This window comes from Bacillus sp. FDAARGOS_235, from assembly GCF_002073415.2.
GTDB lineage: Bacteria > Bacillota > Bacilli > Bacillales > Bacillaceae_G > Bacillus_A > Bacillus_A toyonensis.
This window is the reverse complement of sequence record NZ_CP020437.2, coordinates 195,989-209,432: the sequence shown is the minus strand read 5'-3', so window position 1 is coordinate 209,432 and position 13,444 is coordinate 195,989. Positions and strand designations below refer to the sequence as shown.

Here is a 13,444-nt window from a genome sequence, read left to right as displayed (position 1 = left end):
TAAATGCAGGAGGTTATTATATGAAGCATCGTAATATGAGTTCCATCAAAGCAAAAACAAAACAACTCCAATTCTCTAATAATGATGCGTGGAAATATGAATCATATTATAAGTACCAGCCATTATTTTCTTATAGAAATTTTTTTGATTTTCTTTCTCAACTTTTTAGACGTTAATATATGCGCAAAAAATAGATCATCCACAGAAGTTTTCTCAATATGAAACGTATAGACTTACTACAATTCAGTTGCTACCATATATAATAATCTGTTGGATAAACCCCTTAAGTTGACCTGCTCATAATAGCAGGTCTTTTTCATGATTACATATTTCTGTGCACTTCAATTTCACTTCCAAGTCTTTTCTCCATTTTATAACCAGATTTAAATCCCAACAATTCATGATAATCATAAAAAGTAAAATATAAATTGTTCACATGTAATTATGCAATTCTTTTTTCTCAATACACAAAACGCATTTTACTTGTTACTATAAAAGTAATCCAGATGAGTTTTTGCTCATCTACATTATCTAGTTAATGGGGCCTGCCGCGGGAAGCAGGTCCCTTTGACTTTATTAAAGTTCCATTTTTATTTGGACACATTTACCAGGTTTTTTTAAAAGAATTTTATGATAATATTACGTAGTCGAGTCCGACATCTCGGCAATACCCTTTAGAGGCTCTGCAACTTCCCTTGCAGAGCCTCTTTTACTTTATATTCAATTTATTTATATATATCACAACATCATTTATCGAATTTCTCCATTTCAAATTACCTGAAAATTATCTAGGACACGTAACTAAAAATAAATCTTTATCATACTTTGAGTTATACATGTTCAAAGGAGTGTTACTTTTTATGTATTCTTATTGGCAATCGTATTACTCCCCCTATCATAACCCTTATGTAAACTATGATTTATCCGTACGTAACTACCGAATAAGTAAAAACGAGAATTTTTTAAAAGGATATATGCGTTCTTTATGGGAACAACACGTCGCTTGGACGAGATTGGCTATTATAAGTATTGTCTTTAATTTACCCGATGTTAACGTTACTGTTGGACGGCTTCTACAAAACGCAACACATATGGGACTATCACTTGAGCCCTTCTATGGCGAGGATGCAGTAAAGAAATATAGTGCATTAATTAAAGATCATTTAGTAATTGCAGCCGATCTTGTGAAAGCCGCAAAAGCTGGTGATCAAAATGCAGCTGCCGCTATAGAGAAGAAATGGTACGCTAATGGTGATGAAATTACTGAATTTCTTCACAGTATCAATCCATATATAGATAAAGAGGAATTTAGAAAAATGTTTTATGAACATTTAGCACTAACGAAAGCAGAAGCGCTTGCCTTCCTAAATAAAGATTATGAAGCAGGAATAAAACTTTACGATAAAATTGAAAAAGAAGCATTAGAAATGGCCGACATGATAACAAACGCAATCGTAAAACAATTCCCGCAAGTATTTCAATAAACTGAGACGTTAACCAGTGATGGGTTTGTACATCCCCACCGATTACTAACCCAGACCAATCAGGGTTTCACGAGCATTTTATCTCCCGCCTAACTTCTCTACTTAAGCTGAATTTCAAGGTGTGATTCTTACTTCTCGTCAATGCGGGATAAAAATAAGCATAAGCCGATTTCAAAAAAAAATCGGCTTATTTAGCTTTCTCTCAATGTTATTTCGCCTCTCCTCTTTACATTTAACGTATATCGATATATTTTATTTATATCCGTTTTTTATAGGAGGAAATAGTTTGATTAACGCCATTGGTCTCGTATTTATACTCACAAATAAACACGAGAAAAAGAAGAAAGTGTATTTGAATGAAAAATTTGCATTAATAGACATTATTGATTCTAAAGAGGTAATTGATGATGAAGGTAACTCATTAGTAGAACTCACTTGTAAATACAGTATATATTTAGATGAAAAATACTACTGTAAATCTCTCGATGATTATACTGGACAAGTATTCCCCTTTTTAAGCGCTAAAATAGGAAAAGGACTTCTTAGAAATTTAAATTATTACTTTTCTTACGTTGATGCCTATGATAAAAAACCACCTGTTAAAGAAATAAGACCGCTTATGAAACAAGTAACGAACAGATAACAATAATCATTCAAAAAAGAAAACATCTAACTTCTGATGTTTTCTTTTTTGAATCAACAACTTGTTGCCTTCTATCATCTTCTAAATGTATGTATCCAGGCATACTTTAAATTAAAAACATTGGAGGATTAGACTGAATGAAATACTCAGAAACAATTGTTAGTAAAAGACTTCGAACACTAAAAATGTCTAGTATGTTTATCATGCTAGTTTTAATCGCCTGGCTTGGATATACAAAATTACTTTATGAAAATGGATTTCTTCAAGAAAAAAAGAATTCAGTAGAAGTAATGAATACTAGCATTACAGGAGAAATTGAACAGATTTTCCATGTGAATTTACAAGGTTATCGTAAAACAAACATTGATGCCGTTATAGCTGAAAGTAAAACCGACCCGAGCGAACTATCCTTACTTGAGCTCGTTAATACATCTTGTTCACGAGATTGCATAAGTGAACCAATAACATACGTAAACGCAAACAATGGCTATATTTTTTATAAAGAATCTGGCGGAACTAATGTAGCTATAAAAATTAAAAAGCGAGATACATGGGAAATTGAAAAAAAATTAGTTCAAGATGGAATATAAACTCATAAAATAAAAGAGTACGTAAAGTACTCTTTTATTATTAATACCCTTCCTGTTTACAATGGCATTTTTCGCAATCACACTTCGGCTTTTCCTTGCAACGACACTCGTCACAATCACATTTCGGTTTCTCTTTGCAGCAACATTCGTCACAGTCCCTGCGTTTACATCTACATCTTCCAAACATTAAATCATCCCAAAATGAACGTCCACAATGACAATGATTCCCCATGAATATGCTTCCTCCTCAATAGAATTCATAATATTCTATGTTTAAAAGTAGAAAAAGGCTTGTTTACTAGTCTATTTTCTACTTTTAAACAATAGTTTTTTAAGTATTACACTTTCTTAAAAATTTTCTATTAAATATTCGTAGGAAATATTGCAAATAAAAAAGCCCAATGCTTGGGCTTTACATTCATGTATATTTTCTTACTTCTCGTTCATAATAATAGGTAACTACTACGTTAACTAAATATGAAACACCACTACTATAGTTCCTTTACCTCCGCCACAGCTCCTTTCAACCTCTGCAGCATATACCCGATCCCTTTACATCCTTCTAACGGATATGTAATGATTTCTTCTGGATATAACTTTGTGACTACTTTTTTATGCTTCTTTCCCGCAAGCAAAACAATTTCGTCAAACTGTATTAAACCTTTATCAATCATCTGTTTTTGTAGTTGCTCTATACTAATAACTTCATCACTCTTCGAATCAAATGCAAGATCATAGTTTTCTTGTACAATATCATTCGGCTTTAAAAATCCATGCTTTGCTGATAAAATAACCCAATCATCAAAAAACTCAGTTGCGTACGCCTGACATGCTTTCCCGAAAGGACTAATATATACATTCTTCGCCTCAGTAGGTCCATAATCTACATACTTATCCCAGATTTTCTTCTTTCCACATGGGATTATACATAATCTTTTCATCTATATTTTTTACCTCTTTTCTTCCTTATGTTAAATCAATTATTTCATACATTTCCCTCGCAAAATACTATATAATAATTCCAAACGTCACAATTGAATATTTTACCATATTTATATCGATTTCCACTCATATTTCACTTCTTTTCAGAAGCATAGTCCAATTTTTTTCGTTCTACATCTACGTAGTACACTGCACTCTTTACAAATATAATACTACTTCATAAACATTTTGTGAGCTTAATCTTTAAAACGAATCACAAAAATTTTAATATATGAATATATTTATTTTATTGTTTTTTAAAGGAGGTGAACAATAATGAAAAATATTATCCCTGCACTATTCGTCTATTTTATCGTTTGTGTTATTGTTATGATTGTTCCAGCATCTGAAGGCTATAATTCTATTAGTTGGAAGTTGTTTGTTGGGCAAGCGTACGCAATACCCATTTTCCTCATTACTGCTGTTTTTACATTTTATATAAACAGGAAAAAGTCTTACGAATAAAGTGAAACTTTAATCCGTGAGGGTTTTCTTCATCCCCCACGGATTATTGGCCTTCACCAATCGGGCTCTTACGGACAGTTGATCCCTCACCTAACTTCTTTACTTTCGCTGAACTTTGAGGTAATGCTCTTACTGTCCGTTAATGCGGAATAAACAGTTATAAGGATAGCTAATGCTGTCCTTATTTTCATACCAGTATCCTATGTAACAAATAAAAAAGACAAGTAGCCATCCGACTACTTGTCCTTTTTGTTAATCAGTACTGAATAGTATTAAGCTTGGAATGCTTCAGTTAATACTGGTACGATTTGTTTTTTACGAGATACAACACCTTTTAATGTAGCTGTGTTGTTTTGTAATGTTACGTTGTATGCTTTCTCAACAACGTTTGCTGCTTTACCGATCGCAAGACCGACAGAATCGTTAGTTAAGATATCAGTTACAACGAATAAGAATAGGTCTAACCCTTTTTCTTCTACTACTGCAGAGATAACTTTTTCAAGTTCCGCTTGGTGTACAAGAACGTCGTTAGTATCGACAGCGTTTACTTGTGCAATTTCAACTTTCGCGTTAGCCATTTGGAATTCTTTAGCATCAAGAGAGATTAATTGCTCCATTGTTTTTCCGCTTAAGTCAGCACCAGCTTTTAACATTTCTAAGCCATAGCTATCTGCATCTACACCAGCGATTTCCGCTAATTCACGAGCTGCTGCTACGTCTTGTTCTGTGCAAGTTGGAGATTTGAATAATAAAGAATCTGAAATGATTGCAGATAACATTAAACCTGCAACTTCTTTACGAATTGTAACGCCATTTTCTTTGTACATTTTGTTTAAGATTGTAGCTGTACATCCAACTGGCTCACAACGGTAGTAAATAGGATCGCTTGTTTCAAAGTTAGCAATACGGTGATGATCGATTACTTCTAACACACGAACAGATTCGATATCGTTAGCACTTTGTTGACGCTCGTTATGGTCAACTAAAATAACGTTGTCCACTTCGCTTGCAACTGTCTCAACAAAACGCGGTCCTTCTACTTTAAAATAGTCTAACGCAAATTGAGTTTCACCGCTGATTTCGCCTAAACGTACAGGCTCAGCATTCATTCCTAATTCTTTTTTCAATTCTGCATAAGCAATTGCAGAACAAATTGCATCTGTATCTGGGTTTTTATGCCCGAAAACTAGTACTTTTTCCATGTTTTCCACCTCTTCATGAAAAGGATATCTTAAAGAAGCAAATATGACAATATTTAAACCCGAATTTTTTATAAATAATTGTACTTTCCTCTATATTTTTCATAAAAAAGATCATCTAAAATGAATTAGATGATCAAAATGTATATTTAATTTAAAATAGTGTAGGAACTTGCACTGCATTGTTAAATGCAAAATTGGAATTTAAACCATTATTCACAAGGTTCACATCAATAACTTGATAAAATGCATTTCCAGTGTCCGCAATCTCCCAAACAGCTAAAATAAGATGGTAGCCACTACGATCAGTTGGTACATTTGCTTCATGCGTTACTGTTGTCCCCGGTCTAACTCCGCCATCATTTTTCACATAGAACGGCACTATATCTAAACTAGACCTTGTTAAAGGCATATTTGGATTCCAATCCTTCTTTGTAATGTAGTATTTCCATTCTTTCGTACTATGAGGAGCCGTTAGTTTCCACTTGAATGTATTCGTCCCGCCGTTTAACGTAACTTTCTTCCACCTATCCACTGATTGAGCGTCTAAAGCAGGAAAATGACCAGCACCTGCAATTTGTCCATCAGAAGGTCCTAATTGCGGAAAGCCGCCTATTCCTTCTACACTTTGTGGTTCATATTGAACTGGACCGCAATTTACATTTACCCCTTGCTTACATAAATAAGATCGGCTCGCTGGTGATTCTACATACCCATGAGCTGAAGCCTTTTCTGAAAATCCAAATGTTAATAATCCCGTAAGTAATATCCCACCACTTAACATAACCTTTTTCATCTTTTGTAAACTTGTCTTTTTCATTCTTTCATCCCCTTCCCAAAAATGAAACGAAAATAACTATAGTTGCCTAGTCATCTTCTCTACATCCATTATAAGTGGAAGAGCATTACTAAAAGAACCCTCTAAAAACTTTCTCAAATTCGTTTAACTACAACAATATCAATTCTTCACGTATATTAATTACCAGTTATCACATCTATTATTTATTTTGTCGTTTTATTGTTAACTACTTACAATTATATATCACAGTGTAGCGCTTAAAAAAGTTTGATTACATTAACTCTATAAACCTGGATAAAATAATAAATAGAAAAAGTGGGTTTTGAAAAAGATTGATTATTACTTGATCCTTGTGCCATTAAAGCGTGCAATTACGAATTTGGCAAAGGTAGTCTAGTTATCAAATAGCCCTCTCCCTCTCAGATTTGCGGAAACTGGCTCCTTTCCTATCTCACGTGCCCATATAGATAACTGGCCGATATGATGGATTTCGTGGACAATGACATGACGTATTAACTCTCCGTTTGTACATTCAATGACTCGGCGCCTAATTGGTGCGTCTCTTGAGCTAATCGGCTCTTCCTTGAAGTCAGCTTTTGAAAGTTTCCGAGAATCCATTTCATTTGTCCAAGAAGTCACAAACGGCTTCACTTTCTCGTGGTATTGAGCTGAAAGATTTTTCACTTTTTGTAAGCTGGCATACTCTTCAAACACTGGTTCCTCAGGGACTGATTCACCGCGCAACCCTAAGATCCACATATATTCCACATCTACAATATGAAATAGGGTATGTAGTATACTGCCGAACCCACCGACCCGTTTCTTTACTAGTTCTTCAGCCGATATGTCTTCGCACCATGTAAACCAATCATCACGAACTTGCCAGTTATATTGAAACAGTTTCAACATCACAGCAACCTCCATCTTTTAGATTAACATTTACTATTCACCAAATGGCTTCAAAATCCCTATTTTAATACTACCTCTTAAAAACCTGTTAAACTCTTATATAAACTGGACTTCAAATTGAACGTTCAATTTGAAGTTAAAGAATGAAAAGAAAAAACTAAATCATTTTATAATAAATAACCGTTGCATCTAACTCACCATCCGGAGAAATTGCATACCCTGGTATTTTACCGGATTCTTGAAAGCCTAATGACTTGTACAATCTATTGGAAGGGTCTCCTTCTCTAGTATCTAATACTAAAAGAGATCTGTTTTCTAGTTTCGCTCTTTCCTCTGCTTTTTGCATAAGTGAACGTCCAATACCGTTACGTCTAAAATTCGGATGAGTCATTAACTTGCAAATCTCAGCTCTATGGGTCCCGTTAGGCTTTGTAACTAAATGTAATTGAACACTTCCTGCCACTTCATTGTTTATTTTAGCAACATACAATATTACTTCTGGTGCTAATACCGCTTGCCAATAATTTGTTGCTTCTTTTTGTTCCAGTGGAGGTAAAAAACCAATTGATGCCCCATCATCTACAACCGTTGTCAAAAGTTTAGAAAGATCTTCAATCTCATTTTCTAGTTGCTTCATTTCTTCAATTACTAAATTTCGCATTACTTTTCCCCCTTTTGTTTTCATTTTAACAATTTTTATAGCAGGAATAATTAAATATTAAGATGAAATTAATTAAGATACGATTTTTTAGAGAAAGGATCACTATATGAAATATATATTAGACAGGAAATACGCAAGAAAATTACTGGATTGGGCATATGAACAAAACCCAGGTCCTTGGTTCGAACATTCAATTCATGTTGCCAATGCAACTGAAAAAATAATTGTAGAACTTATAAAAAATGGGTATGACTTAGATGTTGATATAGCATATAATGCCGCTCTCCTGCATGATATAGGAAGATATAAAGGTTTTACTAAATCTGTTATTCATTCCTATGATGGTTACATGTATATGAATGATTTAGGGTATACAGGAAACGCCGTTATATGTGTGACGCATTCATTTCCTTGCAAAAATGAGCATATAGATATCGCAGCAGAGTGGAGCCTTGTTCCTGATTATATGAAAAGCCGGTTAATTGAAATATTGAATGAACATAGTGACTATGACTTATACAATAAAGTAATTACTCTTTGCGACGCTCTCGCTGATGCAGATGGTTTTACTACGCTTGAAAGAAGATTGGTTTCTGTTGGTTTACGTCATGGCACAACCTCTCATACTTCGTTACATTGGAAAGGATTCTATACAATTAAGAATGAATTAGAATCTTTAATTGGGAAGAGCATATACACCCTTCTCCCTGATGTAGAGAAATCAATTTGCAAGAATACAGAATATTAAAACAATCATAACTTAAAAACGATACAATTTGTAAGTATGCTTCTAAAAAACTCATTTAAAAGTGGAGGGATTACTTATTAGTAAAATAGGATTTGACTTAATAAATCATGAAGGTAACTTAAATATTGGATATGAAGATATAGTTGATATCTCTAGGAAATGTAAATTTTCTAACTGTTCACATACAAATGAACCACAATGCGCGGTTAAAAAAGCCATGTCTGATGGAATTCTTTCTGAAGAAATATTTAAAAATTATTATAGACATTTAAACGAGGCACAATATGTTTCTAAGCAAAGAAATAAAACAAAAGCTATCGACTATATGAAGCAATTGAAACTTTTTCAAAAAAATTAGGATAAACTAGAAAACCCTCCTTAAAATAATATTTTAAGGAGGGTTTTCTAGTTTAATGACTTTGATTTTTTAATTCCACCATACACTCTTGTACTAAAGTTACTGCTTGACTCATTGCAGCTCCGCCAGCAAACGCGGTCGAAACACCACAAGCTTCTAAAATTTCTTTATCAGAACATCCTTGATCAATACATCCCTTTGTATGATAAATCGTACAGTATTCGTCTTGTGTTGCTAAACTAATCCCTAATGCAATAAGCTGTTTTTCTCTTTTAGTTAATGCACCCTCCTGAAAACACGCTTGTGTAAAAGCGTTATAGGTTTCTGCAATTTCAGGAATTTGTTGTGTGAAATTCCCAATACCTTCTTTGTAATGAAGTAATACATCATTTATAGAGCCAAATTGTTGATTTTCCATCGTATATCCTCCATTCATTTTATTTACACTTACTTTAGTATGAGATAAAATGAATGATATATACAAATACTCACTTTAAAAATAGAAAGAATTTTCAGTTTATTAAACTTTTAAATTTACACGTTTACAGTTTCAGCCCATCATCCACCGACATTTTTTCTTTAGAACTTTTCCTTTCTCCCTCTTTACTTCGCTCTTCCCAAATCGTTAAACCTTCCATTCCTACTTTTTTAGGATCAAATACTGGATCTTTCCCTTCTTTTTTCTGCGCCTCATAATCTTTTAACACTTTTAATGCGGTTTTGCTTAATAATAGGATTGCAATAAGGTTTAACCATGCCATACTACCGATTCCTAAATCTCCAAGATTCCATAAAAGTGAGGCTGATTCTACGCTACCGATGTATACCATAATTAAAAATCCAATTTTTAAAACTGGTTTTAACCATCCATATTTCAATCCACGATCTAAATAAGTGAGAGTCGTTTCTGCGATATAGTAATAAGCAAGCAAAGTTGTAAATGCGAAGAAGAAGATTGCGATTGAAATAAATATTGGACCAAATCCAGTCATAACAGTTTCAACTGCTTGTTGTGTATAAATAGGACCTGCTTCTACATTGCCTATATTTTGTACAATTGCACTTTTCCCTTCAGGTATAACATTGTACATACCTGTTATTAATATCATAAGCGCTGTCGCTGTACAAACTACAATTGTATCGATATATACAGAAAACGCTTGAACTAACCCTTGTTTTGCAGGGTGCGATACTTCAGCAGCAGCCGAACTATATGTTGCCTCTCCAACACCTGCAACGTTTGAAAACACCGCTCGCTTTACACCCCATGCAATTGCTGCACCAACGATCCCGCCAAACATTTCATTTACACCAAATGCACTTGAGAAAATTAAAGCAAACATACTTGGAATTTCTGTTACATTTGAAATTAAAATGATGCATGTAACAATTACATAGCCAATTGCCATAAAAGGTACTAACATTTGTGACACACCAGCAATTCTTTTTACTCCCCCAAAAATAATCGCTGCTAGTAACACAACTAAAAATATACCTGTTACATATTTACTAATACCGTTAGAGTTTTCAAATCCAACAGCGATACTACTCGATTGAATACCTGGTAATAAAACGCCGTATGAAAGTGTTACAACTACCGCTACAATGACTGCAAACCATTTCATTTTTAAACCTTTCTCAATGAAATATGGTGTACCGCCACGATATTCATTTCCTACTTTACTTTTGTATACTTGAGATAATGTTGATTCAACAAATGCGCTAGCGGCTCCTAAAAGTGCCATCACCCACATCCAAAATACAGCGCCCGGTCCCCCAAAAGCTATTGCTGTTGCTACCCCTGCGATATTACCTATTCCAACCCTTCCTGATAGAGCCAAACAAAATGCTTGGAAGGATGATATTCCAGTCTCTGAACTTTTCCCTTCAAAAAGTAGCTTAATCATCTCTTTAAAATAACGAATCTGTAAAAAACGAGTCGCAATGGTAAAATACACTCCTGCTCCTAATGCGAAAACAACTAAACCTATACTCCATACTTGCCCCACTAACCACTCTACTAACTTTTCCATCCAAATCCCCCTTATCATTCTTTTGAAAAAGTAATTTTTTATATAAGAAAACGGACAACCTTTATCCCACATTCCAGTTGTCCGCTTCTCATACTATTTTATCATTCTTTTATCTCACTATTAATCGTCTGCAAGACTCTCACAAACTAGTTTTTCACTTAATATTAACCCAAACACTCTTCACTTCTGTATAATTATCAAGCGCATAGGAACCTAGTTCGCGCCCAATACCAGATTGCTTATATCCACCAAATGGTGCAGCTGCATTTTCTAAGTTATAATCATTAATCCATACTGTTCCTGCCTTTAATTTATTGGCAACTTGATGTCCTGTTTTAATATTTTGTGTCCATACGCCTGCTGCAAGTCCATATGAAGAGTGATTTGCCCTTTCGATTACCTCTTCTGTTGAATCGAATGGAAGTACAACGACAACCGGTCCAAAGATTTCTTCCTTAACAATTGTCATATCATCAGTAACATTTGTGAATACGGTTGGCTGAACAAAATAGCCTTTTTCAAATGCACGTTCACCACCAGCTGCAACAGTAGCACCTTCCTTCTTTCCTTGTTCAATATAATGCAGCACACGCTCTTGTTGTTTTTTAGATACGAGTGGCCCCATTTCTGTATCAGTTTCCATCCCAGCTCCAAGTTTAATATTATTTGCCCTTTTTACTAACTCTTCTACTACCGTTTCATAATGCTTCCGATGAACGAATACGCGGGATCCCGCACTACAATTTTGGCCATGATTATACATAATCCCTTGGAATGCACCATTAATCGCTTCTTCTAAATCAGCATCTTCTAAAATGATATTTGGTGACTTACCACCAAGCTCTAACGTTACATGTTTAATTGTTTCTGCAGATTGACGCATAATATATTTTCCCGTAACAGTAGATCCTGTAAAAGCAACTTTATTAATATCATGATGATTTACTATCGCAGCTCCTGCTTCAGGGCCGAAACCTGGTACAAAGTTTACAACACCGTTTGGAAAACCAGCTTCTTTAAAAAGTTTTGCTGTATATAGCAACGATAAAGGTGTTTGTTCTGCAGGTTTTAATACAATCGTACAACCAGTTGCAAGTGCAGCTCCCATTTTCCAAGAAGACATAACGAGCGGAAAATTCCACGGAATAATTTGACCTACAACACCAACTGGTTCATGGCGTGTGTAATTTAAGTAATCTTTTGAAATCGGAATTGTTTGTCCGATAATTTTTGTAGCCCAACCTGCATAATAACGGTAGTTTTCAACCGTCGCTGCAATATCATCTTCAAGTGCTACTTGATATGGTTTTCCATTATCTAATGCTTCTAGCTGTGCTAATTCTTCTTTATGTTCTTCAATTAAATCCGCTAGTTTATATATAAGATGTGCTCTTTCAGCAGTAGTCATTTCTGTCCAAGGGCCTGATTCAAAGGCCAATCTCGCAGCTTTTACTGCGACATCAATATCTTCTTCTTGTGCTTCACATACGACAGCTAGAACATCCTCTGTTGCTGGATTATATGTTTCAAACGTCTTCCCGCTAATAGAAGGAACAAATTCACCATTAATAAACATTTTAATTTCTTCATTTAAAAACGCTTTCACTTTTGATTTTAGCTCAATGTTTGTCGTTAACATATATACACGCCTCCCTATTTAAACAGCTGCATGAGCTGCGATTTCGGATAATATCATTTGAAGCTTTTGATCTTCTACTTCAGTTAATCCTAATCTCGGATAACGAGAAGGTCCTCCAACTTGCCCGTGTAATTCCATTGACCGTTTAACAATTTGTACATATTTCCCTGATCCTTCAAGAAATTCACAAAGCGGTAAAATCGCATCGTTTATCTCCCATGCTTTTTCTAATTCACCATTTTGAAAATGCTCATACATTTTCGTAACGAGTCCTGGTACGATATTTCCTGCAACTGAAACCCATCCCGAGGCACCAACTAAATAAGACTCCATAACTAAATCTTCAGATCCGCAGAAAACTTGAAAAGCACCTTCGCCTTGTCTTACTAAATCTCTTGCTTTACGAATATCTCCACTAGACTCTTTAATATGTGTAACATTTTCACACTCTTTTCCAATTCGAAGCATTAGCTCTGTACTCATATCAACACCAGAAGTAAATGGATTATTGTATAACATAATTGGTATATTTACAGCGTGTGAGATTTCTTTAAAATGAAAATAAATTTCCTCTTCCTTTGGTTTACAATAGTAAGAGTTTATAATTAATGCGCAATCCGCTCCGTGTGCTTCTGCATGTTTCGTATATTCAATCGTTTCTTTCGTCGTTTCTGCTGCAGTTCCAACAATGACTGGAATACGGCCATCGACTTCTTTTAATACTGTTTCTACCATGTTAAATCGTTCTTCTTTTGATAAACTAACAAACTCCCCTGTACTTCCATTAATAATAATTCCAGCTACCTTTTGCTCAATAAAGTAGTTTACGTTTTGTTTTACACCTTTCCAATCAATCTCTTGAAATTCATCCATTGGTGTTATTAATACTGGAAATGCTCCTTTAATTTTTTGCATATTTATCTCTCCCTTTAACA

17 protein-coding genes are annotated in these 13,444 nt (G+C 34.5%); 7 read left to right on the top strand and 10 right to left on the bottom strand.

Annotated elements, in window-relative coordinates:
- Nucleotides 1-20 precede the first annotated feature (20 nt).
- From A6J74_RS29895 to A6J74_RS02660, 4 genes are all read left to right on the top strand, one after another.
- Nucleotides 21-176 carry a hypothetical protein gene (locus A6J74_RS29895; protein ID WP_000682737.1) on the top strand — a complete coding sequence of 52 codons (156 nt, stop codon included), beginning with the start codon at nt 21-23 and terminating at the stop codon, nt 174-176.
- Between the two features lie 684 nt (nt 177-860).
- On the top strand, nt 861-1,484 hold the full coding sequence (locus tag A6J74_RS02670; RefSeq protein ID WP_000287721.1) for a hypothetical protein: 624 nt from the start codon (nt 861-863) through the stop codon (nt 1,482-1,484).
- 286 nt (nt 1,485-1,770) lie between these two features.
- Nucleotides 1,771-2,127, top strand: a complete 357-nt coding sequence (locus A6J74_RS02665) for a hypothetical protein (RefSeq protein ID WP_000606238.1) — start codon at nt 1,771-1,773, stop codon at nt 2,125-2,127.
- A gap of 137 nt (nt 2,128-2,264) precedes the next feature.
- Nucleotides 2,265-2,717 (top strand): hypothetical protein, encoded by a 453-nt coding sequence (locus tag A6J74_RS02660; RefSeq protein ID WP_000877597.1) that lies wholly within the window; start codon nt 2,265-2,267, stop codon nt 2,715-2,717.
- Here the strand turns inward: A6J74_RS02660 and A6J74_RS02655 are convergent.
- Nucleotides 2,697-2,900, bottom strand: a complete 204-nt coding sequence (locus A6J74_RS02655; RefSeq protein ID WP_033658376.1) for a hypothetical protein — start codon at nt 2,898-2,900, stop codon at nt 2,697-2,699. The genes A6J74_RS02660 and A6J74_RS02655 overlap by 21 nt on opposite strands.
- A 308-nt stretch (nt 2,901-3,208) precedes the next feature.
- Nucleotides 3,209-3,658, bottom strand: a complete 450-nt coding sequence (locus A6J74_RS02650; protein ID WP_000824892.1) for a DUF6884 domain-containing protein — start codon at nt 3,656-3,658, stop codon at nt 3,209-3,211.
- A 316-nt stretch (nt 3,659-3,974) separates the two neighbouring features.
- Here A6J74_RS02650 and A6J74_RS02645 point away from each other — a divergent pair, with 316 nt between their 5' ends.
- Nucleotides 3,975-4,163: a DUF4017 family protein gene (locus A6J74_RS02645; RefSeq protein WP_000789480.1), complete on the top strand. Its 189-nt coding sequence runs from the start codon at nt 3,975-3,977 to the stop codon at nt 4,161-4,163.
- 272 nt (nt 4,164-4,435) lie between these two features.
- Here A6J74_RS02645 and ppaC read toward each other — a convergent pair whose 3' ends face one another.
- The 4 genes from ppaC to A6J74_RS02625 form a co-directional block, all read right to left on the bottom strand.
- Nucleotides 4,436-5,365: a manganese-dependent inorganic pyrophosphatase gene (gene ppaC / locus A6J74_RS02640; protein WP_000416867.1), complete on the bottom strand. Its 930-nt coding sequence runs from the start codon at nt 5,363-5,365 to the stop codon at nt 4,436-4,438.
- 151 nt (nt 5,366-5,516) lie between these two features.
- Nucleotides 5,517-6,182: a lytic polysaccharide monooxygenase gene (locus tag A6J74_RS02635; RefSeq protein ID WP_000753783.1), complete on the bottom strand. Its 666-nt coding sequence runs from the start codon at nt 6,180-6,182 to the stop codon at nt 5,517-5,519.
- 372 nt (nt 6,183-6,554) lie between these two features.
- Nucleotides 6,555-7,070 (bottom strand): DinB family protein, encoded by a 516-nt coding sequence (locus A6J74_RS02630; RefSeq protein ID WP_000915556.1) that lies wholly within the window; start codon nt 7,068-7,070, stop codon nt 6,555-6,557.
- A 157-nt stretch (nt 7,071-7,227) separates the two neighbouring features.
- Nucleotides 7,228-7,731 carry a GNAT family N-acetyltransferase gene (locus A6J74_RS02625; protein ID WP_001245264.1) on the bottom strand — a complete coding sequence of 168 codons (504 nt, stop codon included), beginning with the start codon at nt 7,729-7,731 and terminating at the stop codon, nt 7,228-7,230.
- A 106-nt stretch (nt 7,732-7,837) separates the two neighbouring features.
- Between A6J74_RS02625 and A6J74_RS02620 the strand changes: the two genes are divergently transcribed.
- On the top strand, nt 7,838-8,479 hold the full coding sequence (locus tag A6J74_RS02620; RefSeq protein WP_000874097.1) for an HD domain-containing protein: 642 nt from the start codon (nt 7,838-7,840) through the stop codon (nt 8,477-8,479).
- 61 nt (nt 8,480-8,540) lie between these two features.
- Nucleotides 8,541-8,837, top strand: a complete 297-nt coding sequence (locus A6J74_RS02615) for a ribosome small subunit-dependent GTPase A (RefSeq protein WP_000398687.1) — start codon at nt 8,541-8,543, stop codon at nt 8,835-8,837.
- Nucleotides 8,838-8,889: 52 nt separating this feature from the next.
- On the opposite strand, the gene A6J74_RS02610 is transcribed toward A6J74_RS02615, so the two are convergent.
- The 4 genes from A6J74_RS02610 to dapA form a co-directional block, all read right to left on the bottom strand.
- Nucleotides 8,890-9,255, bottom strand: a complete 366-nt coding sequence (locus A6J74_RS02610; RefSeq protein WP_000431413.1) for a carboxymuconolactone decarboxylase family protein — start codon at nt 9,253-9,255, stop codon at nt 8,890-8,892.
- 124 nt (nt 9,256-9,379) lie between these two features.
- A complete protein-coding gene (locus A6J74_RS02605) occupies nt 9,380-10,870 on the bottom strand; it encodes an alanine/glycine:cation symporter family protein (RefSeq protein WP_000413791.1) in 1,491 nt (496 codons plus the stop codon).
- Between the two features lie 154 nt (nt 10,871-11,024).
- The gene (locus A6J74_RS02600; protein ID WP_000958339.1) at nt 11,025-12,509 is read right to left on the bottom strand and encodes an aldehyde dehydrogenase family protein; all 1,485 of its coding nucleotides are present in this window, start codon (nt 12,507-12,509) and stop codon (nt 11,025-11,027) included.
- 18 nt (nt 12,510-12,527) lie between these two features.
- Complete coding sequence (dapA, locus tag A6J74_RS02595) at nt 12,528-13,424, bottom strand: 4-hydroxy-tetrahydrodipicolinate synthase (RefSeq protein ID WP_080609286.1); 897 nt, start codon at nt 13,422-13,424, stop codon at nt 12,528-12,530.
- Nucleotides 13,425-13,444 lie beyond the last annotated feature (20 nt).

Coding starts and splice junctions, on each gene's coding strand:
- A6J74_RS29895 (WP_000682737.1), top strand. CDS start 21: ATGAAGCATCGTAATATGAGTTCCATCAAAGCAAAAACAAAACAACTC.
- A6J74_RS02670 (WP_000287721.1), top strand. CDS start 861: ATGTATTCTTATTGGCAATCGTATTACTCCCCCTATCATAACCCTTAT.
- A6J74_RS02660 (WP_000877597.1), top strand. CDS start 2,265: ATGAAATACTCAGAAACAATTGTTAGTAAAAGACTTCGAACACTAAAA.
- A6J74_RS02650 (WP_000824892.1), bottom strand. CDS start 3,658: ATGAAAAGATTATGTATAATCCCATGTGGAAAGAAGAAAATCTGGGAT.
- A6J74_RS02645 (WP_000789480.1), top strand. CDS start 3,975: ATGAAAAATATTATCCCTGCACTATTCGTCTATTTTATCGTTTGTGTT.
- ppaC (WP_000416867.1), bottom strand. CDS start 5,365: ATGGAAAAAGTACTAGTTTTCGGGCATAAAAACCCAGATACAGATGCA.
- A6J74_RS02635 (WP_000753783.1), bottom strand. CDS start 6,182: ATGAAAAAGACAAGTTTACAAAAGATGAAAAAGGTTATGTTAAGTGGT.
- A6J74_RS02630 (WP_000915556.1), bottom strand. CDS start 7,070: ATGTTGAAACTGTTTCAATATAACTGGCAAGTTCGTGATGATTGGTTT.
- A6J74_RS02625 (WP_001245264.1), bottom strand. CDS start 7,731: ATGCGAAATTTAGTAATTGAAGAAATGAAGCAACTAGAAAATGAGATT.
- A6J74_RS02620 (WP_000874097.1), top strand. CDS start 7,838: ATGAAATATATATTAGACAGGAAATACGCAAGAAAATTACTGGATTGG.
- A6J74_RS02610 (WP_000431413.1), bottom strand. CDS start 9,255: ATGGAAAATCAACAATTTGGCTCTATAAATGATGTATTACTTCATTAC.
- A6J74_RS02605 (WP_000413791.1), bottom strand. CDS start 10,870: ATGGAAAAGTTAGTAGAGTGGTTAGTGGGGCAAGTATGGAGTATAGGT.
- A6J74_RS02600 (WP_000958339.1), bottom strand. CDS start 12,509: ATGTTAACGACAAACATTGAGCTAAAATCAAAAGTGAAAGCGTTTTTA.
- dapA (WP_080609286.1), bottom strand. CDS start 13,424: ATGCAAAAAATTAAAGGAGCATTTCCAGTATTAATAACACCAATGGAT.